Source organism: Pararobbsia alpina (genome assembly GCF_902859895.1).
Classification (GTDB): Bacteria; Pseudomonadota; Gammaproteobacteria; order Burkholderiales; family Burkholderiaceae; genus Pararobbsia; species Pararobbsia alpina.
On sequence record NZ_CADIKM010000055.1, the window covers coordinates 1 to 23,032 of the forward strand.

Annotated in this window: 15 protein-coding genes and 1 pseudogene; 7 read left to right on the forward strand and 9 right to left on the reverse strand. The window is 61.1% G+C overall.

The window, feature by feature from the left end; genetic code table 11:
* Nucleotides 1-300: 300 nt before the first annotated feature.
* From gyrB to dnaA, 3 genes are all read right to left on the reverse strand, one after another.
* A complete protein-coding gene (gyrB, locus tag HV670_RS26205; RefSeq protein WP_175107909.1) occupies nt 301-2,772 on the reverse strand; it encodes a DNA topoisomerase (ATP-hydrolyzing) subunit B in 2,472 nt (823 codons plus the stop codon).
* A 124-nt stretch (nt 2,773-2,896) separates the two neighbouring features.
* Nucleotides 2,897-4,000, reverse strand: a complete 1,104-nt coding sequence (dnaN, locus tag HV670_RS26210) for a DNA polymerase III subunit beta (protein ID WP_175107910.1) — start codon at nt 3,998-4,000, stop codon at nt 2,897-2,899.
* A gap of 195 nt (nt 4,001-4,195) precedes the next feature.
* Nucleotides 4,196-5,749 carry a chromosomal replication initiator protein DnaA gene (gene dnaA, locus HV670_RS26215; protein WP_175107911.1) on the reverse strand — a complete coding sequence of 518 codons (1,554 nt, stop codon included), beginning with the start codon at nt 5,747-5,749 and terminating at the stop codon, nt 4,196-4,198.
* Nucleotides 5,750-6,511: 762 nt separating this feature from the next.
* Here dnaA and rpmH point away from each other — a divergent pair.
* The 4 genes and pseudogenes from rpmH to yidC all read left to right on the forward strand — a co-directional run bounded on the left by rpmH (nt 6,512) and on the right by yidC (nt 9,152).
* Entirely contained in the window at nt 6,512-6,646 is a 135-nt protein-coding gene (rpmH, locus tag HV670_RS26220) for a 50S ribosomal protein L34 (protein WP_121091436.1), read from the forward strand.
* Nucleotides 6,647-6,666: 20 nt separating this feature from the next.
* A pseudogene (gene rnpA / locus HV670_RS26225) lies at nt 6,667-7,080 on the forward strand (ribonuclease P protein component); the annotation flags it as partial.
* A 113-nt stretch (nt 7,081-7,193) separates the two neighbouring features.
* On the forward strand, nt 7,194-7,463 hold the full coding sequence (gene yidD / locus HV670_RS26230) for a membrane protein insertion efficiency factor YidD (protein WP_175107912.1): 270 nt from the start codon (nt 7,194-7,196) through the stop codon (nt 7,461-7,463).
* Between the two features lie 9 nt (nt 7,464-7,472).
* Nucleotides 7,473-9,152 carry a membrane protein insertase YidC gene (gene yidC / locus HV670_RS26235; protein ID WP_175107913.1) on the forward strand — a complete coding sequence of 560 codons (1,680 nt, stop codon included), beginning with the start codon at nt 7,473-7,475 and terminating at the stop codon, nt 9,150-9,152.
* A 216-nt stretch (nt 9,153-9,368) separates the two neighbouring features.
* On the opposite strand, the gene argC is transcribed toward yidC, so the two are convergent.
* Complete coding sequence (gene argC, locus HV670_RS26240) at nt 9,369-10,307, reverse strand: N-acetyl-gamma-glutamyl-phosphate reductase (RefSeq protein ID WP_175107914.1); 939 nt, start codon at nt 10,305-10,307, stop codon at nt 9,369-9,371.
* Nucleotides 10,308-10,415: 108 nt separating this feature from the next.
* On the reverse strand, nt 10,416-11,039 hold the full coding sequence (locus HV670_RS26245; protein WP_425511469.1) for a YbhB/YbcL family Raf kinase inhibitor-like protein: 624 nt from the start codon (nt 11,037-11,039) through the stop codon (nt 10,416-10,418).
* Nucleotides 11,040-11,596: 557 nt separating this feature from the next.
* On the opposite strand from HV670_RS26245, the gene HV670_RS26250 reads away from it, so the two are divergent.
* On the forward strand, nt 11,597-13,882 hold the full coding sequence (locus HV670_RS26250; protein ID WP_175107915.1) for an NADP-dependent malic enzyme: 2,286 nt from the start codon (nt 11,597-11,599) through the stop codon (nt 13,880-13,882).
* An 81-nt stretch (nt 13,883-13,963) separates the two neighbouring features.
* Here the strand turns inward: HV670_RS26250 and HV670_RS26255 are convergent, their stop codons facing one another.
* Nucleotides 13,964-17,572, reverse strand: coding sequence for an indolepyruvate ferredoxin oxidoreductase family protein (locus HV670_RS26255; protein WP_175107916.1), 3,609 nt, complete (start codon nt 17,570-17,572; stop codon nt 13,964-13,966).
* Between the two features lie 351 nt (nt 17,573-17,923).
* On the opposite strand from HV670_RS26255, the gene HV670_RS26260 reads away from it, so the two are divergent.
* Nucleotides 17,924-18,139, forward strand: a complete 216-nt coding sequence (locus HV670_RS26260; protein ID WP_175107917.1) for a hypothetical protein — start codon at nt 17,924-17,926, stop codon at nt 18,137-18,139.
* Nucleotides 18,140-18,163: 24 nt separating this feature from the next.
* Here the strand turns inward: HV670_RS26260 and hppD are convergent, their stop codons facing one another.
* The 3 genes from hppD to HV670_RS26275 all read right to left on the reverse strand — a co-directional run bounded on the left by hppD (nt 18,164) and on the right by HV670_RS26275 (nt 21,292).
* Entirely contained in the window at nt 18,164-19,267 is a 1,104-nt protein-coding gene (hppD, locus tag HV670_RS26265; protein ID WP_175107918.1) for a 4-hydroxyphenylpyruvate dioxygenase, read from the reverse strand.
* A gap of 417 nt (nt 19,268-19,684) precedes the next feature.
* Nucleotides 19,685-20,269, reverse strand: coding sequence for a GNAT family N-acetyltransferase (locus tag HV670_RS26270; RefSeq protein WP_175107923.1), 585 nt, complete (start codon nt 20,267-20,269; stop codon nt 19,685-19,687).
* 219 nt (nt 20,270-20,488) lie between these two features.
* Nucleotides 20,489-21,292, reverse strand: a complete 804-nt coding sequence (locus HV670_RS26275) for a DUF1835 domain-containing protein (protein WP_175107919.1) — start codon at nt 21,290-21,292, stop codon at nt 20,489-20,491.
* Between the two features lie 257 nt (nt 21,293-21,549).
* Here HV670_RS26275 and HV670_RS26280 point away from each other — a divergent pair, with 257 nt between their 5' ends.
* Nucleotides 21,550-22,827, forward strand: a complete 1,278-nt coding sequence (locus HV670_RS26280) for an SGNH/GDSL hydrolase family protein (protein ID WP_217478528.1) — start codon at nt 21,550-21,552, stop codon at nt 22,825-22,827.
* Nucleotides 22,828-23,032 lie beyond the last annotated feature (205 nt).

The window sequence follows — 23,032 nt, forward strand, 5'->3', positions numbered from 1 at the left end:
CAACCGGTACTTGTTCTTCGATAGTGTTCACGTGTCCGCCTAATTGTTCGCGGACACGATACTCCCAAGCCGGATCACACTATTCAAGACGGGTTCGCCAGCCGCTTACGCACGATCGCGCCAAATATTGGCTCGATCGGCTGTCGTATTCGGAGGGTCTCGGGCACGCTGAGTCTGAATTGGCTGCGAGCCGAGAATAGGGGGCAAATCTGCCAAACAAAAAGGGTCACGCGAATGCGTAACCCTTTGATTTGATTAGTGGGGCGTGACGGATTCGACTGTCGACTTACGAATCAAAAATCAAACATCAATATTCCCCGCCCTCAACGCATTGTTCTCAATAAACGCCCGCCGCGGCTCAACCTCATCGCCCATCAGCGTAGTAAAGATCCCATCCGCCGCAATCGCATCCTCGATCCGCACACGCAACAACGTCCGCACCGTCGGATCCATGGTGGTCTCCCAAAGCTGCTCAGGATTCATCTCCCCAAGCCCCTTATACCGCTGCTTGGAAACATTGCGTTCCGCATCCGCGATCAACCACTTCATCGCGCCCTTGAAGTCGCGCACGAGCATCGTCCGTTCACCGCGCTTGATGATCGCCCCTTCGCCGATGAGCCCCTTAAACGTCTCAGCCGTTTTCTTAAGCTGTTGGAAGTCCGCCGTCAGCTGGAATTCCTCATCAATGCTGCTGATCTTGATATTGCCATGCCGATAGCGTTCGATCTGCAATGACCGTTGTTCACGCACTTCGTCATAGACGGCGCGTACGGTAACCTCCGGCTTCAACGGATCCGCCCGCAACGCAGCCTCAAGCGCCGTCGCACTACGTTCCGCATCTTCCTGAGTGAGCAGGTTAATCTCAACCCCATCCATCACCGCTTCAAGCGCACTAGGATCAACAAGCCGGCTAACCCGCTCAATAACCGCACTAGCCAGCAAATACTCCCGAGCAAGCTCACCCAGCGCATCGCCCGAAATCGACGCCGCACCTTCATTCGGAATCAATTCCGACCCCTGCAGCGCCAGCTTGAGCATGTACTGATTTAACGCAAACGTATCCTTCAGATACCGTTCATCCTTACCCGCCTTGATCTTGTAGAGGGGCGGTTGCGCGATATAGATGTACCCGCTCTCCACCATCTCCGGCATCTGCCGATAGAAGAACGTCAGCAACAGCGTCCGGATATGCGCACCATCAACGTCCGCATCCGTCATGATGATGATCCGGTGATAGCGGAGCTTCTCAAGGTTGTAGTCTTCCTTGCCGATCCCGCACCCAAGCGCCGTAATCAAAGTCACGATCTGCTCAGACGACAGCAGCTTGTCAAACCGCGCCTTCTCAACATTAAGCACCTTACCGCGCAGCGGCAAGATCGCCTGAAACTTCCGATCCCGTCCTTGCTTGGCCGATCCACCTGCCGAGTCACCCTCGACGATATAAATTTCCGACTTCGCCGGATCCTTCTCCTGGCAATCAGCAAGCTTACCCGGCAGCCCAACCCCATCGAGCAGCCCCTTACGCCGCGTCATTTCCCGCGCCTTCCGAGCCGCATCCCGCGCCCGAGCCGCATCAACGATCTTCCCGCAAATAATCTTCGCGTCGATCGGATTCTCTTGCAGGAAATTCTCAAGCGCCTTGGCCACCACTTCTTCAACCGGTGCCCGCACTTCCGACGAAACCAGCTTGTCCTTGGTCTGCGAGCTGAACTTAGGCTCAGGCACTTTCACAGACAGCACACAAGCAAGACCTTCGCGCATGTCATCGCCCGAAGTCTCAACCTTCGCCTTCTTAGCGATCTGCTCGGTCTCAATATACTTATTGATCACCCGCGTCATCGCCGCGCGGAGACCTGTCATATGGGTCCCGCCATCGCGCTGCGGAATGTTATTCGTAAAGCAAAGCACGCTCTCGTTGTAGCTATCGTTCCACTGCATCGCTACTTCGACGCGCACATTGTCCTTCTCGCCCTCGCTATAAAACGTGGTCGGATGCAACGTCTGCTTGTTCTTGTTGATGTATTCAACAAACCCACGCACCCCACCCCCAAACGCGAAGTCTTCTTCCTTCCCGCTGCGCTGATCGATCAACCGGATCCGCACGCCATTGTTCAGGAACGACAGTTCCCGCATCCGCTTGGCCAGGATGTCGTAGTGATACTCGATGTTTCCAAAGATCGTCTGATCGGCGAGGAAATGCACTTCCGTCCCACGATGTTCCGTCTCGCCCACCTGACGGATCGGCGAAACACGCTCGCCTTTCACTTCCTCGATCAACCGCTCCTGCGGCACTCCACGATGGAACTCCATGAAGTACTTGCGACCATCGCGCTTCACCGTCAACCGCAGCCACGACGACAGCGCATTCACGCAAGACACGCCCACCCCATGCAGCCCGCCCGAAACCTTATAGCTGTTCTGGTCGAACTTGCCCCCGGCATGCAGCTCCGTCATCACGATCTCAGCCGCACTCCGCTTCGGATCATGCTTGTCATCCATCTTGACGCCGGTCGGAATGCCCCGCCCGTTGTCGATCACCGAGATGGAGTTGTCCGCGTGGATGGTGACGAGGATATCGTCGCAGTACCCTGCAAGTGCCTCATCGATGGAGTTGTCCAGCACTTCGAACACGAGGTGATGCAGACCGGTCCCATCCGATGTATCGCCGATATACATGCCGGGTCGCTTGCGAACGGCTTCCAGCCCCTCGAGAATCTGGATGGAGGATGCGCCGTAGTTGCCTTCGGCATGCGGGATATGCTCTTCGGTCATGTGTCTCTTCCGGTTCTGCATGGTCCCGGAAACGGCCAGGACGGCCTTTTCCGGTATCACATACAAACGCCAAAGGGGCGCAGGGCCCCTTATGACGAATCAACTCAAAATTCGTGCTGAGCGCTCAGATGCGCATCGGCATGACGACATATTTGAACGTGTCGTTGTCGGGGATGGTCACGAGCGCGCTGGCGGTCGAATCGCCCAGCGAGATCTGCAATGTGTCGACCTTGAGGTTAGCAAGGGCGTCAAGCAGATACGTGACGTTAAAGCCGATATCGAGTGAATCGCCGTCATAGGCGATCTCGAGTTCTTCCTGCGCTTCTTCCTGGTCGGCATTGGTCGACAGGATCTTCATCTGCCCCGGCGAGATCAGGCAACGCACGCCCTTGAACTTGTCGGAGGTCAGAATCGCGGCGCGCTGCAGCGACCGCTGCAACTCGTCACGGCCGATCGTGAAGGCGTTCTTGTAACCCTTCGGGATCACCCGCTGGAAGTCGGGGAACTTGCCCTCGACCAGCTTCGACACGAGCTCGACCTGCCCAAACGTGAACTTGGCCTGGGTCGCGGCGATCTCGATCTTCAAGGGATCGTCGATATCCTCGAGCAGACGCTGCAGTTCAAGAATGGTCTTGCGCGGTACGATCACTTCCTGTCGCGGGAACGACTCGTCAAGCCCGGTCGACGCATACGCGAGACGGTGGCCATCGGTCGCCACGGCCATCAGCTGGTCGCCATCAACGACGAGCAGCATGCCGTTCAGGTAATACCGAATGTCCTGCTGGGCCATCGCAAAATGAACCATGCCAAGCAACTGGCGGAAATTCTTCTGCGGCACCGACAGGCTCGCGCCGAAATCCTTGGCCTGGGCGACGGTCGGGAATTCGTCGGCGGCGAGGGTCTGAAGGGCGAAGCGGCTCTTACCGGACTGCACGGTCAATCGCTTGTCGGACAACGTCAGGCTGACTTCGCCATCGGGCATCGCGCGCAGGATGTCGAGCAGCTTGCGCGCCGCCACGGTCGTCGACGCCTGCTCGCTGCCGGTGCCGAAGCCGGCACGCGTGGTGATCTGCAGCTCGAGATCGGTCGACAGGAACGAAACGTCGGCGCCTTGCTTGGCGATCAGCAGGTTCGCAAGTATCGGCAGCGTATGCCGCCGCTCGACGATGCCGCTGACGGTTTGCAGTGGCCGCAAGAGATTGTCTCGTTCGGTCTTGACCAATTGCATAGAGATCCTTTGATTTAGACTCATCAGCTGGCTGTCGCGCCACAAATCTACCGGCGCCAGCCAATCTAATCCCGTATTTTGCCCTAAAAACGCGGCGGTCCAGCAATTTTGGGGCCGAGTCTGTTCCGAGGCTTCGTCAGCCTTGTCCGGCGGGGCTTCCGAGCCAACGGCCGAGGCCTCGCGCGGTACCCGTCGTCAGCCCTTGAGCGTCTGTTCGAGCACGTGCAGTTCGTGGTTCAGTTGCGGATCCTTGCCGCGCTCATCGGAAATCTTACGAACGGCATGGAGCACGGTCGTGTGATCGCGTCCGCCGAACAAATCGCCGATCTCGGGCAGGCTCTTCTGGGTCAGTTCCTTGGCCAGATACATCGCGATCTGACGCGGCCGCGCAATGTTCGCGGGCCGCTTCTTCGAGTACATGTCGGCCACTTTGATATTGTAAAAGTCAGCACATGTCTTCTGGATGTTTTCGACGGAAATCTGGCGGTTCTGCACGGTCAGCAGATCCTTGAGCGCCTCGCGGGTGAGATCGATCGTGATCTCGCGGCCGTGGAATTTCGAATACGCAAGGATCTTCCGCAGCGCACCTTCGAGTTCGCGCACGTTCGAGCGCAGATGCTTGGCCACGAAGAACGCGACGTCCTCGGAGACCACGACGCCTTCGGACTGGGCCTTGCGCATCAGGATCGCGACGCGCATCTCGAGCTCGGGCGGTTCGATCGCCACGGTCAATCCCGAATCGAAGCGCGAGATCAGGCGGTCGTCGATCCCGCTGATTTCCTTCGGATAGGTATCGCTCGTGATGATGACCTGGGCCTTGTTCGCGACGAGTGCCTCGAATGCATAGAAGAACTCTTCCTGCGTGCGCGACTTGCCCGAGAAGAACTGAATATCATCGATCAGCAGCAGGTCGAGCGAATGGTAATAGCGCTTGAACTCATCGAAGGCTTTACGTTGGTAAGCCTTCACTACGTCGGAAACGTACTGCTCCGCATGGATGTAGCGGATGCGCGCGCCGATCTTGTCGACGAGCAACTGGTTGCCGATCGCATGGATCAAGTGGGTCTTGCCGAGGCCGACGCCGCCGTAGAGGAAGAGCGGGTTGTACGAGATGCCCGGGTTGTCGGCCACCTGGATCGCCGCCGCGCGTGCGAGCTGGTTGGCCTTGCCGGTCACGAAATTCTCGAAGGTCAGCACGGGGTTGAGCTTCGAGCGCTCGTAGGTCGTGGTGTTCTCGCCGTTGCCGGATGTCGATGTCGGACGCCAGGTGCGGCGAGCCGCCGCGGCTTCGCTTGCGTCGACGCTCGGCAGGTCGGAGTCGGCATCGGAGTTCATGGCGGCGCTTGCCGCCGCCGCCGCGTCGGCGAGTGCTGCGTTGGCTTGTGCGTGGCTTGCGGGCACGTCGGACGTTGCCGAGGCCTGTTGCGAAGCGATCGATGCGGCCGCGCGCGGCTGCGCGCCGGAAGCATCTTTGCTGGCATTGCCGGTCGGACGTTGGCCGGCCTTGGCGTCTAGGACGAACTGGACGTCGACCGAGGTCTGCCAGAAATCGCGTGCGAGGTCGCTGATGCGCCCCGAGAACTGGCTCTTCACCCAGTCAAGCTTGAAGCGGTTCGGCGCGGCAATCGACAGGGTGTTCGCATCCGAGTCGAACGCGACGGGCGCGAGCGGCTTGATCCAAGTCTGAAACTGCTGAGGGGTTAGCTCACGTTCGAGCAAAGTCGAACAGTGTTGCCAGAATTCATTCATCAATCGTCTTTATTGTTTACGGCAGACCGGGGCCCGGTTGGGCCTGCGGGATACGTGGCCTGCTTGCGGCCACGTCGAACCCATGCAGCATTCGCCGCTCGACATATCGAGCGAAGATGCGGCGGCCTCGGTGTTGTGATCAGGACAACGCCGAGTGCTGTGTTGGTCGTTCAGGATAGCCGCGATTTTACCGCCAAATATTTGCCTGCGGATAAGTTATCCACAGGGTCGGATCATCGGGTAAACGCGGCAAAGGTCGGGAGGGGGCCCGCAGCAACGATTGGCGCCAAAAAGAGCCCGGCGTTTGCGCAAGCCTTGGGCAACAATTGAACGTTCCTCTAGACACAAGGCGCGATTGTGAGCGATCTGATATAGCAGAAATATGAATGTCGTGGAAATCGATGGGAAGCGAACCAATCCGTCGGGCAGTGAAAGGCAAGAATGAGCGACAACTCTGGGCGACCAGACTGAAATGAGGCGCGCGACGAAGCGCCGACAGAAGGGCAGGTCAAGCGCAGTCAATGGCGCGGATGGGAGGCCGGTGACGAAATCAGCGTACGATGTGCGGGCTTCCCGAGCGGCCACTTGCTGCCCGCACCGGTGGCGCGGCTCAAAAATCCTCGTCCCCAAGCGCCTAAGCTATTGACGGTCCACGGGAAAACAGCTTAAATAGCGGGTTCCGCGAAAGCCAATTGCACTTACCACCTCACGGGCCGTGCACTTTCTTTCTAGCAAAGCGCGGCACTTACTGAGAGAACAACCATGAAACGTACTTACCAACCTTCCGTTACGCGTCGCAAGCGCACCCACGGTTTCCGTGTGCGGATGGCAACGGCCGGCGGCCGCAAGGTCATCAATGCACGCCGCGCCAAGGGCCGCAAGCGCCTGGCGATCTAACGCTGCTGCGCGGAACTTTGATCGCGCGCGACGAGGGTTTTCCGAAATCCGCTCGGCTGCTGAAAACGGATGAGTATTCATCCGTTTTTCGTTTGCGGCCTTGGGCGCGCAGTGCGCACTTTGTGCTGTATGCGCGTCATACCGACGGCCCGGCCCGGCTGGGGCTCGTCACCGGGCGCAAGTACGCGCCGCGCGCGGTAACGCGCAATCTGATCCGCCGCCTGACCCGCGAAATCTTTCGCGTGCGTCGCGCGGAGTTGGAAGGGTGGGACATGCTGCTTCGGCTACATTCGCGATTCGACCGGAAGACGATGCCGAGCGCGTCGTCGTTGCCGTTGCGCGCGATGTGCCACGACGAAATCGTCACGCTGTTCGACAACGCCGTGAAGACAATTCGTCGTCGTTCGGGCGAGACGAGCCGTTCAGCCGATACGAGTCCTTCGGTGAAGACGTCAGAGGGCGCAAGCCCCTCGGTCGATCCGGCTCGTCCCGCCGGACCGGGCGGTTCGGCTGATGCGGGCACGACCGGCGAGGGCACGTGAACATCATGCGAATCGTGCTTCTCGCGCTGCTTCGCTTCTACAAGCTGGCCATCAGCCCCATGCTCGGCCAGCGTTGTCGTTTTTATCCTTCCTGTTCCGACTATGCACGCGAGGCGATCCAGTATCATGGCGCCGCGCACGGCACGTATCTCGCCGTGCGGCGAGTGTGTCGCTGTCACCCATTTTCCGCCGGCGGCATCGATCTGGTGCCCCCGCCGAGTCACCCTTCCGCCGACACCGACAAAGGTTCGGCGCTGAATCCGCCTCGGTATTGAGATAAAAGCATGGATATCAAACGATCCGTTCTGTGGGTCATTTTCGTCGTGTCGCTGGTGATGCTGTTCGACAACTGGCAGCGCCATACCGGCCACCCGTCGATGTTCTTCCCGAGCCCGACGGTGCAGCAGACTGCTTCTCCGGCCACCACGACGCCGGGCGAGCAGACGGCCGACACATCTGCGGCGACGCCAGGTGCTCCGGCCACGCCGGGCACCGCGCAAGTCGCCAAGGCGGAGAGGGTGACGGTCAAGACCGATGTGTTCGACGCGGACTTCAGCACGCAGGGCGCCACGCTGTCGCGCCTGGAACTGCTCAAGGAAGGCGACACGAAGCAGCCTGACATGTATGTGACGCTGTTCGACAATACGGCGACGCACAAGTATCTGGCACGCTCTGGGCTGTCCGGTGGCGATTTCCCGAACCACGACGACATCTTCACGCGCGTGCCGGGTCCGACCTCGCTGGCTGACGGCCAGAACACGCTGCAGATCAAGTTCGAGTCCGCCGATAAGGGTGGTCTCAAGCTCGTGAAGACCTACACGTTCACGCGCGGCAGCTACCTGATCGACGTGGACCAGCAAGTGGTCAATACCGGTACGACGCCGCTCAAGCCCTCGCTCTATGTCGAGCTCGTGCGTGACTCGGAGCCGGTCGAAACGCCGCGCTTCTCGCATACGTTCATCGGACCGGCCGTCTACACGGACCAGCATCACTTCCAGAAGATGACGTTCGGCGACATCGACAAGGGCAAGGCCGATTTCGCGACGCAGGCGGACAATGGCTGGATCGCGATGATTCAGCACTATTTCGCGAGCGCCTGGATCCCGCCGCAAGGCAAGGACCGCAACTACTACGTGCAGAAGCTCGACTCGACGCTCTATCGTGTCGGCGCGCAGATGCCGCTGGGTACGATTGCTCCGGGACAGACGGTCAATGTCGACGCGAAGCTGTTCGCCGGTCCGGTTGAAGAGAAGATGCTGGCGGCCATCGCCCCGGGCCTCGACCTCGTCAAGGACTATGGCTGGGTCACGATCATCGCGCGTCCCTTGTTCTGGTTGCTCGAGAAGATTCACTCGTACCTCGGCAACTGGGGCTGGTCGATCATCGCGCTGACGCTGCTGATCAAGGCTGTGTTCTTCCCGCTGTCGGCCGCGAGCTATCGCTCGATGGCGAAGATGAAGGAGATCACGCCGCGTATGCAAGCGTTGCGCGAGCGCTTCAAGGGTGATCCGCAGAAGATGAATTCGGCGCTCATGGAGCTCTACAAGACCGAGAAGGTGAATCCGCTCGGCGGCTGCCTGCCGGTCGTGATCCAGATTCCGGTGTTCATCTCGCTGTACTGGGTGTTGCTGTCGTCGGTTGAAATGCGCGGCGCGCCCTGGATCGGCTGGATTCACGATCTGTCGCAGCAGGATCCGTTCTACATTCTGCCGGTGCTGATGGCGGGTTCGATGTTTATCCAGACCCGTCTGAATCCGACGCCGCCGGACCCCGTGCAGGCCAAGATGATGATGTTCATGCCGCTCGCGTTCTCGGTCATGTTCTTCTTCTTCCCGGCAGGCCTCGTGCTGTACTACGTCGTGAACAACGTGCTGTCGATCACCCAGCAGTACTACATCACGCGGATGATGGGACAGCGCAAGACGAAGAAGATCTCGGCGCCTGTTGTACCGCCGAAGCAATGAGTACTGAGTCGTGCTGGCTGGATCCGTACCGGAGAGGGTGCGGATTCAGTCGAAAAAAAACCCGGTGATTGTGGACCGGGTTTTTTTTCGTCTGTTCGCTCAGAATTTCTAAGCGATGGCGAGGTGGGAAATGATCCGATCGACCTTCAACGTCGCCTTGCTTTGCGCAAGTGTCGAGCCATCGGCGGCTTTCACGATGATTGCGGTCGTATTGGCTTAAAGCCCCTTGCCTTCGTCGGCGCCGATATGCAGGTTCATGCACTGGATCGCCGCGCCCGATGCACCCTTGCCGAGGTTATCGAGGCGCGCGACGGTGACGATCCGTTCCTCGTTGCCGAACACGAATAGGTCGACCCGGTTCGTGTCGTTGCATGCCTGGACGTCGAAGAATCCCTCATCGAGATTGCTCGCGGCATCGAGCGGCGCGACATTCACGAAGCGCTCGCCTGCGTAGTAGTCGGCCAGTGCCTCATGCACGCGAGCCGGCGTGACCTGGCCCGGCAGCTGTTGCGGATGCAGGAAGGTCGTGACCGCGAGGCCCTTGTAGAAATTCGAAACGATCGGGGTGAACACCGGCTCGAAGTCCAGGCCGCTGCGGACCTTCATCTCAGGCAAATGCTTGTGCTGAAGTCCGAGCGCATACGGACGCGGGCTCGTAAGCTTCACTGCGCCGGCTTCGTATTCGGCGATCATCTTCTTGCCGCCGCCGCTGTAGCCGGTAATCGAATACGCCGTGAGCGGCGTGTTCTTCGGCACGATGCCTGCGGCCACGAGCGGCTGCGCCGCTAGCACAAAGGCCGATGCATGACAGCCGGGCACGGCGATCCGCTTTGAGGTGCGCAGGCGTTCGCGCTGCGCCTTGCTCAGTTCGGGCAGCCCGTACGCCCAGTGCTCGTCGATCCGGAACGCCGTGCTCGCATCGATGATGCAAGTCGACGGATTGTCGACCAGGGATACGGACTCCCGTGAGGCGACATCCGGCAGGCACAGGAATGTGATGTCCGAGCGGTTGATGAAGTCGCGGCGCGCATCGAGGTCCTTGCGCTGGGCATCGCTGATGCGCAGGATTTCGACATCGTCCCGGTTCGCCAGGTATTCAAAAATACGCAGGCCCGTGGTCCCTTCCTGTCCGTCGACAAATACTTTTGTGGTCATTGCATGCTCGACTGCGGTGCGCGAAAAAACCGTATTGTACGGTTCTCGCGTGATGAGCAGAGGTCAGCCGGATGGCTAGTGTCCTTCCGAGCCCACACCTTCTTCGCATCAACGCCCATACACCACCGTCAACGATGCCTTGGCGATCTCGAGTGCATCGATTTCGTGAGCGAAGACCGCAGCCGGTCGGCCGTCTTGCAACGAGGTGCGAAGACTCCTAAGCGCATGAACGGAGATGACGTAACGATGCGGGCGGCCGGGTGGCGGGCAAGGGCCGCCGTAACCGTCAGTGCCGAAATCGTTTTGAGCCTGGAGTGCGCCAAGAGCGGCCACGGCGCCTGACGCACTCGCGTTCAGGGGCAGGCTGTGGGTCGAGGCCGGGATGCCGAACACGGACCAGTGCCAGAATCCCCGACCCGGCGCATCGGGATCGTAGATCGAAACGGCGTAGCCGGCGGTGCCCGCCGGCGCATTGCGCCAGTCAAGCGCGGGCGACTGGTTGCCGCCCGTGCAGCCGTTGTCGTTCAACAGGTGGATCGTCGGCATGGTGGCCCCGACCGGAAGATCGGGCGAGGTCAGCATGAACGCCCCGGCCGAACCGTCTGCGGTGCCCGAAGCCCCTGCGGCACCTGAAGCACGCGCATCAGCAGCAAGCGCGCCACGACCGGCAATCACGCATAGCGCCATCCCGATGGCGAGCTTCGCGAATCGCATTCCGCTGTTCCCTTGCATTGCACGCATGGCGTCGTCCCTTTGTTCTTACCGGCTCGCGCATGGTTTCATCTTACCCGCTCTTGTCCCCGGCAAAGCGCACGCTGCACCTGCACAAAATATGTTTTTCGACACGGGCCGAGTCCCCTTTGATTTCGCTAAGAACGTGGGATGGCGCACAAGGAGTCCGCTTCTTCGCTGATGAGCTTACAAGCCTTACAGGTCTGGCTCGCCGCCGAAATCCACCTTCTCAAAAAGTGACTGGCGCGTTTACCGGCCCCCCAGGGATACCCCGCACCGCTCGATCGACACTCCGCTTGATGCACTGCCGCATCGCATTGATTTGCGCGATTCGGTATCGTCAATCGCTTAAATGCAGCGGTACACTGGATCGCCCAAATCTTGTTGTTCGCAGGCGAGCACGCTGGTATCGCATGTGCCATGCGTCTTCATTCCAGGCATCAGCGAGTCGAGCATGTGCTTTGCAATCCTGCATTACCGTGCCGCGCCCCCATTGCTTTCCATCGGGTAGCTGGCCGGCACGCCCTGGAATGTTCAATCACGATCAAAGGCCCTGCATGGACGAGCAACTCAAGCAAAGCGCACTTGCCTATCACCGATACCCCCGGCCCGGCAAGATTTCGGTCACCCCGACCAAGCCCCTCTCGAACGGCCTCGACCTCTCGCTTGCCTACTCGCCGGGCGTCGCCGCGGCGTGTATGGCGATCTATGAGGATCCCCAGGCGGCGGATCTCTACACCTCGCGCAGCAATCTCGTCGGCGTCGTGACGAACGGCACGGCGGTGCTCGGTCTCGGCAATATCGGTCCGCTCGCCGCAAAGCCCGTGATGGAAGGCAAGGGCTGTCTGTTCAAGAAATTCGCGGGTATCGATGTGTTCGATATCGAGCTCGCCGAGTCGGATCCCGACAAGCTGGTCGATGCGATTGCGATGCTCGAGCCGACGCTCGGCGGGATCAATCTCGAAGACATCAAGGCGCCGGAATGCTTCTATATCGAACGCAAGCTGCGCGAACGGATGAAGATCCCGGTCTTCCACGACGACCAGCACGGCACGGCGATCATCGCGTCGGCTGCGATACTCAATGGTCTCAAGGTGGTCGGCAAGAAGATCGGCGATGTGCGGCTGGTCTGTTCGGGCGCTGGCGCGGCGGCGATCGCCTGTCTCGACTTGCTGGTCCACCTCGGGCTCGACAAGAACAAGGCGCTGGTTGTCGATTCCAAGGGTGTGATCCATGAAGGGCGCGACAATCTCGATCCGAGCAAGGTGCGGTATGCGGTGAAGACCGATGCCCGCACGCTCGCCGAGGCGGTCGACGGTTCGGATGTGTTTCTCGGCTGCTCAGCTGGCGGGGTGCTGAAGCCGGAGGTGGTCGCGTCGATGGGCCGGCAGCCGCTGATTCTCGCGCTGGCGAATCCGGATCCGGAAATTCGCCCGGAAGAGGCGAAGGCGGTTCGCCCCGACGCGATCATCGCGACGGGGCGCTCGGACTATCCGAACCAGGTCAACAATGTCCTGTGCTTTCCATTCATCTTCCGCGGTGCGCTCGATGTCGGCGCGACGACGATTACCGAGGCGATGAAACTTGCCTGTGTGAAAGCGATCGCTGAACTCGCCGAGGAAGTGGACCAGGGCGATGAAGTTGCCAAGGCCTACGAAGGCCAGGTGCTCGACTTCGGACCGGAATACCTGATTCCGAAACCCTTCGATCCGCGTCTGATCATGAAGATCGCGCCCGCGGTCGCCAAGGCCGCGATGGAGTCGGGCGTCGCGACGCGGCCTATCAAGGACCTTGATGCATATCGCGAACATCTCGCGGGTACGGTCTATCGAACCGGCATGGTGATGCGTCCGGTATTCCTCGCGGCGAAGACCCAGCCCGCGCGCATCGTGTTGGCTGAAGGCGAGGACGAGCGCGCGCTGCGCGCCGCGCAGTTCGTGCTGCTGGAGAAGATCGCGCAGCCGATCATCATCGGCCGGCCGACGGTCGTCGAGATGCGCCTGCGCAAGCTCGGTTCGAAGATGCAGCCGGGCAAGGACTTCGAGATCGTCGATCCCGAGAACGATCCGCGCTTCCAGACCTACTGGCACGAGTACCACCAGATCGGCGCGCGCGACGGCGTGTCGCCCGACGTCGCCAAGGCAGCACTGCGCAAGTTCAATACGCTGATCGGCGCGCTGCTGGTGCGGCTCGGTGATGCGGACGGCATGATCTGCGGCCTGATCGACACGTATCACAGTCAACTGAAGTTTATCGAGCAGGTACTCGGCAAGCAGGAAGGGGTCGAGCATTTTGCGGCGATGAATCTGCTGATGATGCCGGGCCGCAACCTGTTTATCTGCGACACCTATGTCAACGATGTGCCGACGTCCGAGCAGCTCGCGGAGATGGCGATTCTCGCCGCGCGCGAGATCGAGAAGTTCGGCATCACGCCCAAGATCGCACTGCTCTCGAACTCGAACTTCGGCAGTGCGCCGACGGCTTCATCACGGCGGATGGCCGCGGCGCGTGCCTTGATCGCCGCGCGTGCGCCCGAGCTCGAAGTCGACGGTGAGATGCACGGCGATGCGGCCCTGTCGGAAGTGGTCAGAAAGGCCGCGTTCCCGGGCTCGACGCTCCACGGCGAGGCAAACCTGCTGATCATGCCGAACGTGGAAGCGGCGAACATCACCTACAACCTGCTGAAGATGGCCGGCGGCGAAGGGGTGACGGTCGGCCCGTTCCTGCTGGGAGCAGCGAAGCCGGTGCATATCCTGACACCGGCCGCGACTGTCCGGCGCGTCATCAATATGACCGCGATCGCCTCGGCGAATGCAGCGGCAAGCAAGGTCGTGAAGAAGTAACTTTGCCGGTGTCCGCGACAAGGGTGCCGGCCATAAGCCGGCGCCCCTTTTTACATGCAATGCCGCTACCGCAAGCCCGACTTACGCGACCTGACCCATGTGAGCCGCGGTCGTACCCATCGGAGCACGCCATTTGGCCAGCAGCGCCGCCCAGCGCACGCGAATCGCCTTGAGGTTGTTCTCCTTCACATGACCGAAGCCGCGGATGCCATCCGGAAGCCCGGCGAGTTCAACCGCAAGCGCGATCTTCTCGGGCTTCAACCCCGCAAGTAGTTCGTCGACCAGCGCTTCATACTCGCCGATCAGCGCGCGTTCGGTCCGGCGTTCAGCCGTCTTGCCCATGAGATCGAACGGTCCGCCGCGCAGGAACTTGAGCTTCGCGAGAATCCGGAAGGCCGGCATCATCCATGGCCCGAAATCGCGCTTGAGCAGATGGCCATGCGAATCGCGCTTCGCGAGCAGCGGTGGCGCGAGATGGAACTTGAGCTTCCAGTCCCCTTCGAAGCTTGCACGCAGTTTTTCGGTGAAAGCCGGATCGGCATAGAGCCGCGCGACTTCATACTCGTCCTTATAGGCCATCAGCTTGTACAGGTTGCGCGCGACGGCTTCGGTGAGCGGCAACTCGGACGAGAACTCGCCGGACATCATGTGTTCGGTGGCACGGACTTTTTCGATTCGGTCCTGATAGCGGCGTGCATAGGCGGCATTCTGGTAGGCGGTCAAATGCCGGACCCGTGTCGCGATCAAGGCATCGAGCGCCTTCGGTGTATGCAGCGAAATGACCTTGCCGCCGCTGCTGGCGGCGGCCTGACCCGAAGGCATGGCCGTGGCGATGTGTTTGACTTCCGCGAGGTCGTGAGCCGCGCGGCGTCCCCATTCGAACGCGGCCTTGTTCTTGTCGACCGAAACATCGTTGAGCTCGATCGCGCGGACCAGCGACTCGTGCCGCAGCGGTAGCCAGCCGCGCTGCCAGGCATAGCCGAGGACGAACGGATTGGTATAGATCGCATCGCCAAGCAGCGCGACCGTCAAACGATTCGCATCGACGAAATCGACCGGGTCGCCAGCCGCGGCACGGATATCGTGCTCGGCACTCGCTCCGGGGAAGCGCCAGTTCGGGTTGAGAATGAATTCGGCGGTCGGCGTATGGGCGCTGTTGACGACGACACGCGTCGCATTGCGCTGCATGCGTGAGAGCGCCTCGTCCGATGCAGTGACGATCGCGTCGCAGCCGATCACCAGACTTGCTTCGCCCATGGCGATACGCGTCGCATGAAGGTCTTCGGGGCGATTGCCGATCTGGACATGGCTCATCACGGCGCCGCCTTTCTGCGCGAGGCCGGTCACGTCGAGCACCGTGACGCCTTTCTGTTCGAGATGGGATGCCATGCCGAGCAGGGCGCCGATCGTCACGACGCCCGTGCCGCCCACGCCTGTGACCAGCACGCCGTACGCGCCTTCGATCGTAGGCCGGTCGGGTTCGGGCAAAGGCGCGAGACCGGCGGCGGACGAGACTTCGGATGCCTGCGGCTTCTTGAGCTGGCCGCCCTCGATCGTGACGAAGCTCGGGCAGAAGCCGTTGAGGCAGGAATAGTCCTTGTTGCAGCTCGACTGGTTGATCTGCCGTTTCGTCCCGAACTCGGTTTCGAGCGGCTCGACGGACAGGCAGTTCGACTTGACCGAGCAGTCTCCACACCCTTCGCAAACCGCTTCGTTGATCACGACGCGGCGCGCGGGGTCGGCCAGCGTGCCGCGTTTGCGGCGCCGCCGTTTTTCGGTCGCGCAGGTCTGGTCGTAGATCAGGATGGTCGTGCCGGCGACTTCGCGCAGTTCGCGCTGCACGGCGTCGAGTTCATCGCGAGGATGGACGGTCGTGCCGGGTGCGAGCAGCGAACGGTCTTCGTAGCGATCGACGTCGTCGGTGACGATCACGATCCTCGTCGCGCCCTCGGCGGCGAGCTGCCGCGAGATCTGCGGCACGGTCAGCACGCCGTCGACGGGCTGGCCGCCGGTCATGGCAACCGCGTCGTTATAGAGAATCTTGTAGGTGATGTTCGTCCTCGACGCGATCGCCGCGCGGATCGCGAGCAAGCCCGAATGGAAATAGGTGCCGTCGCCGAGATTGGCGAACACATGCTTGTCGTTCGTGAACGGCGCCTGGCCGAGCCATGCCACGCCTTCGCCGCCCATCTGGCTGAAGGTGCTGGTATTGCGGTCCATCCAGAGCGCCATGTAGTGACAGCCGATACCGGCCATCGCGCGCGAGCCTTCCGGCAGATTCGTCGAGGTATTGTGCGGGCAGCCCGAGCAGAACCAGGGCTTGCGTTCGGTCGCGATGCGCGGCTTCGCGAGGGCTTGTTCCTTCGCGTGGATGATCGCGATGCGTGCGGCGATGCGGGCGCGGACATCGGCGGGCAGGTCGAACTTCTCGAGGCGTGTCGCGATCGCCTGGGCGATGATCGCCGGCGACAACTCGTAATGGGCCGGCAGCAGCCAATTACCCATTGGCACCGACCACTCGCCGCCCGCGCCGTCCTTCTCGTCGAACTTGCCGAAGACACGCGGACGCTGCGTATCGGGCCAGTTGTAGAGCTCCTCCTTGATCGCGTATTCGAGCATCTGGCGCTTTTCCTCGACCACGAGGATTTCGTCGAGCCCCTTGGCGAACGCGTGCGCGCCTTGTGCCTCGAGCGGCCAGACGCATCCGACCTTGTACAGGCGGATGCCGATGCGGCGGCAGGTCTCGTCGTCGAGACCGAGATCGACGAGTGCCTGGCGCGTGTCGAGATACGCCTTGCCCGCGGTCATGATGCCGAAACGCGCCTGCGGCGAATCGATCTCGATGCGGTCGAGCTTGTTCGCGCGGACATAGGCGAGCGCGGCATACAACTTGAAGTCGAGCAGCCTGGCTTCCTGTACGAGCGGCGGGTCGGGCCAGCGGATATTGAGGCCGCCTTCGGGCATCGCGAAATCGCTTGGCAGGACCAGGCGAGTGCGCTGCGTGTCGATGTCGACGGAGGCCGACGATTCGACGATGTCGGTCACGCACTTCATTGCGACCCAGAGACCTGAATAGCGGCTCATTGCCCAGCCGTGCAGTCCGAAGTCGAGATATTCCTGGACGTTCGCGGGAAACAGCACGGGCAGGCCGCAGGCCTTGAGGATGTGCTCGGACTGGTGGGCGAGCGTCGACGACTTGGCGGCATGATCGTCGCCGGCAAGGACGAGCACGCCGCCGTGCGGCGAGGAGCCGGCAGAGTTCGCGTGCTTGAGGACGTCACCCGAACGGTCGACGCCGGGGCCCTTGGCGTACCACATGCCAAACACGCCATCGAACTTTGCGCCCGGGTAGAGGTTGACCTGTTGGCTGCCCCAGACGGCGGTTGCGGCCAGGTCTTCGTTGACGCCGGGTTGAAAAACGATCTGATGCGCGGCGAGGTGACGGCGCGCCTTGCCCATCGAGATATCGAGTCCGCCGAGCGGCGAGCCGCGGTAGCCGGAGATGTAGCCTGCGGTATTCAGGCCGGCCGCGCGATCGCGTTCCTGCTGGAGCATCGGCAGGCGCACGAGCGCCTGGATGCCGCTCATATAGGCGCGGCCGTGATCGAGGGTGTATTTGTCGTCGAGCGTGACGGACGCGAGAGCGGCTTCGAGTTGAGCGCGCGTCTTCGGGTCCAGTGGGGCGTTCATGGATTTATGCTCCTCACCCGGATAGGGGTTCGCAAATTGGGCCGTCTTGATCGGCCTTTTGAGCGGGCAAGACGGAGGATGACGATTGCGAAATCATGTTAGCACCGCGGCCGGCAGCGCCGAAGCAGTCGAGACTAGGGGGTGTCCCTAGGTGCGCTGCTTCTTGCCTGGGGTGCACCCATGTGCTCATAACATGGAAACACCCTTGGATTCGATAAAGCGAGATTACAGCGGGAGCTTGTTTGTAACCCCCTGTAAAAGCAGTCTGCCTGTGCGGCATCACTTGGCATCCTGAACCTCCATCGAACGCAAGATGGATTGGTGTCACCTACTACCAAAGGAGAAGCCGATTTGATTCAGCCCCATATCCGTACTTTTCTGATCGCGTCCGCCGCGTTTCTTGCTCTTGAAGTGGGACCTGTTTTCGCCAATATGAATGCACGCCCGTCGCCTACCGAGCAACGTGCTGGAGAGCCCCGGCCGGAAGAGTCGACGCTCACCGCCTGGATGCCGGGCCAGTTGTTCAATTTTCCGAAAGGCCACAAGACGCGGCGCGACTGCGACTGACCGTCTGCTTTTCTCGCCTTCTTCTCAAACAGGCGCTTTTGCTTGCACCACGCCACGCCGGATCTGGTCGAGTTCGATCGATTCGAACAGCGCCTTGAAGTTGCCCTCGCCGAATCCTTGGTTGCCCTTGCGCTGGATGACCTCGAAGAAGATCGGTCCGATCTGATTCTCGGTGAAGATCTGCAGCAGCAAGTCGTGCGGTGCGCCGTCGATGAGAATCTTGCGTGCCTTGAGCGCATCGAGCGGTTCGCCATGGCCGGGGATCCGCTTTTCGAGCAGATCGTAGTACGCGTCGACTGTGTCGAGCAGCTTGATGTGCGAGCCGCGCAAGCCGTCGACGGTCCGGTAGATATCCGATGAGCCCAGTGCGATGTGCTGGATCCCTTCACCTCGATATGCATCGAGGTATTCCTGGATCTGGCCCGGCTGCTCGGTACCTTCTTCATTGATCGGGATGCGGATCTGTCCGCAAGGCGAGGTCATCGCCTTCGACTTCACGCCCGTGACTTGACCTTCGATATCGAAATAGCGGATCTCGCGGAAGTTGAACAGGCGTTCATAGAAATCCGCCCATTCGGCCATGCGACCGCGGTGAACGTTGTGCGTGAGGTGATCGATATAGACCAGGCTGTGGCCGACGGGGTTCGGGTCCACGCCGGAGATCGGTTCGAAGTCCACGTCGTAGATGCTGATATTGCCGATGTCGTGGGGTTTGGCATTGTTCTTGCCCGTCCATCGGTCTACGAAGTAGATCAGCGAGTCGCCCACGCCCTTGATGGCGGGGATGTTGAGTTCCATCGGACCGGTCTGGTTGTCGAAGCCCCAGGCGCCGCGTTCAAGTGTGTATCGATAAGCGTGGGCTGCATCCTGGACGCGAAAGGCGATCGCGCAGATCGACGGTCCGTGCTGGCGCGCGAAGCGCTGGGCGAATGAGTCGGGCTCTGCATTGATAATGAAGTTGATCTGCCCTTGCCGATAGAGCGTGACGTCCTTGTGGCGATGTCGCGCAACCGCCGTGAACCCCATTTTCTCGAATAGTTTGCCGAGCGCCTTGGGATCCGGGGCCGTGTATTCGATGAACTCGAAGCCGGCTGTTCCGACCGGGTTGTCCCACAGAGGTACTTGCATTGCCTGTCTCCCGATTCACTTTGTCGATCGATCGCCGATCGCAGGGGGCGCAGGTTCTTGCCCGCGCCTTGATGATTCGAGTGTAGCGGCGCGGTTTGAGCAGATATTCGCGCATTAGCCGAAGAATTGGCGGACGCCGATGGAAATCTACTCGGAAAAAGTCGAAAGCATCGATTCTGTCTTAGGGGGCAGCAACGGATAGTCAGGTTGCGGATGGTGCCCGGGCGCCGGACGGTGCACGGGTCAAGAACGGGGGCATGCCACAGACGATGCTCGCGCTACAGACGGCACTCAGGCCGCAGACGGTGCTCGGGCCAGGGACCGTGTACGGGCCGAGGTCGATGCTCGGGCCAAGGACGGTGCTCAGGCCAAGGATGGTACTTTGACCAAGGACGGTACTCAGACCCCGGATCGTGCTTAGTCCACGGGCAGTAAGAACGCCAGCAGCTTGTCAGCCTGTCGCACTTGTCGCTTGAGTACGTAGTCGAACACGGCAGCCTGCTCCTCGAACATTTCGGAGAGGATCGACGCCGAGTCGGCGGGCGGCAGTGCCAGATAGGCGTCCGCTTCGCCATAGTCCCGGCGAATATCCATGCCCGCCTTGCCAGCGATACGCATCATCGTCTTGTTATGGGCGAGACAGTGCATGTAGAGGGTGGTCACGCCCGAATTCCTGCAGCGCATTCCGGCACGCGCGAACAGCGCGGAGCCGACGCCCGTGCCACGCGCGGATTCGAGAACCGACAGGCCGAACTCCGCGGTGCGGCCTGTTTCGTCCTCTTCGAGGGGCAAGTAGGCGAGGTGGCCAACGCCGACCAGGTTCAACGCGCTATCGAAGACGCCAAAGACCACGTCATTCGTAAAATCCATCCCGCGCACGTAGTTTTCGATCACGTGATCGGAGGCGTGCTGCCCGAAGCGCAGAACACGATCGTCGCCGTCGAGTGCGGTGAAATGCCGGACCAGCCGGTCGCGATCAGCCGCTGTCAACTGGCGCACCATGGTCTTCACTACGCGGCGATGGCGGGCTGACGAGGCAGATGCAGGTTGGCCAGTGAGGGAGGGGTTCACGACTCGATTCCGGATGTTCAGGGGATCGCGCCGTCATGCCCACATACGTGCAGGCATGTATGCAGACTCCGGACAGCGCGGCTTCAGTCCGGATTCTAGTCCATCTTTGCTTAGCGCACTAGGGTTTATACCTAGGTCTAATTACCTATACTAACGGGGGGTGTCCAGCACGTTCTCATGGAGCGGCAGGGCGATTTCCCGCTCCTTGCCCTTTCCGCGAAGGCTGAGCCTGCCTGCATCGGCAAGCGTGCGGATGCGCCACAACACCAGGACGTCGGTCGCGAGAAAGCCGGTGTTGGCACGCATCACCTCGCTCACGAGGTGGTTCAATGGCTGCCGTTCGGCGGTGACATGCTCGATGATCAGCGCGTCCAGTTCGTGGAATGAACTTCGGGCAAAAGTGTTGGTGGTGAGGCGACGGACTTCCGAGTTGACCCGTTTGACCTCCTGCCATTCGAGTGCGAGCCGGCTGATGCGCAATACCGGAATCGGCACGATCGTCGGAAATCGTGCGCGGAGGATGTCTGGTGAATAGTGGCCGACCGCGATTTGTTTGCCGGGCCCTATGCGGGCCGGATCGGCTTCGCGCAGGGTCAGGCCGACTTCGTTGAGCCGTTGCGGGGCATTTCGCAGATGGAAGGCGACTCGGCGCAGCATCAACTGGTCGGCGGCGCTCAGCCCATGCCAGACAACGACTTCCATGCGCGTGTGGGCGAGTTCGGCCAGGGCCGCGGCCTGGGCCTCGAATTCCTTGCGCAGGTCGCGTTCGGGGTTATCGAGCACGGTCTGCCAGAAGGAGACTCGTGCGCCCGGATCCTCGTCGATGCCCTCGATCGGGCCCACCGCGAGGTCGTCGCGCAGGCACACCACTCGATCGTCCCGGCCGGCGGTCGTGAGTGCATCGTTCAGCAAGTCGGCGGCGTGATCACCGTTTACCGCGTGTAGATAAGCCATGCTCGAACCGGTTGCGAAGGCATTCGGAGACGCTTTGAAGTGTAGGCGATCCCAGCGACGGAATCATGAGCGTTCTGTATATAGGTGTGCATGTGCCCTCGCAATCTGCGGGCCTTCCGCGTAATCCCTATCGGGCACAATGCCGATTCGCAAACGACAGCCGTGGGGATTCGCGCATGCATGAACGATTGGCAACAGGCCTGACCAGTACTTTTCACAAGGGACTCACGATCGCATGCGTATCGGCTGGCCTGTGGATGGGCTTATCGGCGAATGCCATTGCCGGTAACACTGCGGTCGCGCAGGGACAGGGACCGGGACAGGCGGAAAGCTCAGTCCAAGCAGCCAGGCACTCAGCCCTGCCGGCCGGATGGGTGTCGTCCTGGAGTATGGCTGCCCAGCAAGTGCCCCCTCCGGAGTTCGCGCCATCGTTCAATCGGGCGCCTGATACGGCTGACCGCACGGTCAGACAAATCGTGGTTCCCTCGTTGTCCGGGGCGGGTCTAAGAATCCGACTGACTAACCGCTTCGGTAGCGTGCCACTCAAGCTGCGCTCGATCGGCATCGCCACTACCGGGCGCGGGGCGCAAATCGTGGCCGGCTCGGAAAAACCGGTGACCTTCGGCGGACGCGCGGATGTCGAGATCCCACCGGGAGAGGAGGTCTGGAGTGATCCGGTTGCGAAGTCGGTCATCGCAGGGCAGGCGCTTTCCGTCAGCTTCGTCGCACCAGGCGCGAAGGCGACCACATGGCACAAGATCGCGAGTCAGGTCAGCTATCTCTCGACACGGGGGGATTTCGCTGCGAGCACGGACGGCGCACCGTTCCGCGCACCTATGACGGCCTATCTCTGGCTCGACGGCCTCGCGGTCGACGCGCCGGGCGCACGCGGTGTGGTTGCTATCGGGGACTCGATAACCGACGGGATGCGCTCGACACTGAATGCGAACCGCCGCTGGCCGGACCAGTTGGCCGCCCGGCTCGCGCGTGCGGGCGGCGCTTCGAAACTGGCCGTTGTGAATCTCGGCATCAGCGGCAATCGCCTGCTTAACGACTCCCCCTGTTATGGGCAGGCGCTGGAAAAGCGATTCCGGACGGATGCGCTCGGGCAACCCGGCGTGCGCGACGTGATCGTGCTGATCGGCATCAACGATATCGATTTCGGCGAGGTGCCACCCCACCGTGGCCTTGACTGCGACGCGCCACACGTTCGCGTGCAGGCGGCCGACGTGATCGACGGGTATCGCCGTCTGATTGCGGCCGCGCATGAGCGACACGTTCGCATCTTCGGCGGAACCTTGACGCCGGCGGGCCTTACGGACGACCGTGAACGCGTGCGAACCGAGATCAATGAGTGGATCCGGACCAGCCATGCCTTTGATGGCGTGATCGACTTCGACGCGGCGCTCCGCGATCCCGCGGATCCGAGGCGCCTGCTGCCGCGCTTCGATAGCGACGATCACGTTCACCCGAGTGACGCGGGCTACGCACGGATGGCCGAGGCGATTCCTCTCGAGATATTCGACGCCCGATGAGTGGAAAAAATAAATCCGTACATCTGCTTGTCATATGCGAAGAGGAGGGCTAAGATTCGCCTCCTCGTTGCAAGACGAGCTTCGCCGGGTAGCCAAAACGGTGGGGGTGGAAGGGAGGTTGGTGCGGCAGTCGGGTGCGCTGTGAGGCCGGTGGGACGGGCCTGAGCAGACGGTGAGCAAGTCGAAGGTGAAGTAAAAAACTTGT

What these genes read in the sequence shown, in the direction of transcription:
- gyrB (WP_175107909.1), bottom strand. Translation starts at nt 2,772, where the DNA reads ATGACCGAAGAGCATATCCCGCATGCCGAAGGCAACTACGGCGCATCC.
- dnaN (WP_175107910.1), bottom strand. Translation starts at nt 4,000, where the DNA reads ATGCAATTGGTCAAGACCGAACGAGACAATCTCTTGCGGCCACTGCAA.
- dnaA (WP_175107911.1), bottom strand. Translation starts at nt 5,749, where the DNA reads ATGAATGAATTCTGGCAACACTGTTCGACTTTGCTCGAACGTGAGCTA.
- rpmH (WP_121091436.1), top strand. Translation starts at nt 6,512, where the DNA reads ATGAAACGTACTTACCAACCTTCCGTTACGCGTCGCAAGCGCACCCAC.
- yidD (WP_175107912.1), top strand. Translation starts at nt 7,194, where the DNA reads ATGCGAATCGTGCTTCTCGCGCTGCTTCGCTTCTACAAGCTGGCCATC.
- yidC (WP_175107913.1), top strand. Translation starts at nt 7,473, where the DNA reads ATGGATATCAAACGATCCGTTCTGTGGGTCATTTTCGTCGTGTCGCTG.
- argC (WP_175107914.1), bottom strand. Translation starts at nt 10,307, where the DNA reads ATGACCACAAAAGTATTTGTCGACGGACAGGAAGGGACCACGGGCCTG.
- HV670_RS26245 (WP_425511469.1), bottom strand. Translation starts at nt 11,039, where the DNA reads ATGCAAGGGAACAGCGGAATGCGATTCGCGAAGCTCGCCATCGGGATG.
- HV670_RS26250 (WP_175107915.1), top strand. Translation starts at nt 11,597, where the DNA reads ATGGACGAGCAACTCAAGCAAAGCGCACTTGCCTATCACCGATACCCC.
- HV670_RS26255 (WP_175107916.1), bottom strand. Translation starts at nt 17,572, where the DNA reads ATGAACGCCCCACTGGACCCGAAGACGCGCGCTCAACTCGAAGCCGCT.
- hppD (WP_175107918.1), bottom strand. Translation starts at nt 19,267, where the DNA reads ATGCAAGTACCTCTGTGGGACAACCCGGTCGGAACAGCCGGCTTCGAG.
- HV670_RS26270 (WP_175107923.1), bottom strand. Translation starts at nt 20,269, where the DNA reads ATGGTGCGCCAGTTGACAGCGGCTGATCGCGACCGGCTGGTCCGGCAT.
- HV670_RS26275 (WP_175107919.1), bottom strand. Translation starts at nt 21,292, where the DNA reads ATGGCTTATCTACACGCGGTAAACGGTGATCACGCCGCCGACTTGCTG.
- HV670_RS26280 (WP_217478528.1), top strand. Translation starts at nt 21,550, where the DNA reads ATGGGCTTATCGGCGAATGCCATTGCCGGTAACACTGCGGTCGCGCAG.